The sequence below is a fragment of the Pseudarthrobacter sp. GQ63 genome, assembly GCF_059758765.1.
The window spans coordinates 1-368 of the sequence record NZ_JCAXEF010000043.1 but is presented as its reverse complement, the minus strand read 5'-3'; the positions used below and the strand labels follow the sequence as shown (position 1 = coordinate 368).

The 368-nt window shown below is 68.2% G+C and carries 1 protein-coding gene; it reads right to left on the bottom strand.

What is annotated here, in order from left to right; all coding sequences use genetic code 11:
* Positions 1–368, bottom strand: a 368-nt coding sequence (locus tag AC6CHP_RS20755) for a lipoyl synthase (RefSeq protein ID WP_498232061.1), incomplete at both ends; no start/stop codon positions are given.

The window sequence follows — 368 nt, the reverse complement described above, 5'->3', positions numbered from 1 at the left end:
TTCTTCCGCATCGCGGTGGCCCAGAGCCGCCCGGCGCGGTAGGAGGAACGGACCAGCGGCCCGGACATCACGCCGAGGAACCCGATCTCGGTGGCCTCGTCCTGGAGGTCCACGAATTCCTGCGGCTTGACCCACCGGTCCACCGGCAGGTGCCGCTCACTCGGGCGCAGGTACTGGGTGATGGTGATCAGGTCGCACCCGGCCTCGTGCAGGTCCCGCAGGGCCTCGGAGATCTCCTCGCGGGTCTCGCCCATGCCCAGGATCAGGTTGGACTTGGTGACCATGCCCAGGTTCCGGCCCTGCGTGATCACATCCAGGGACCGCTCGTACCGGAACGCCGGACGGATCCGCTTGAAGATCCGCGGCAC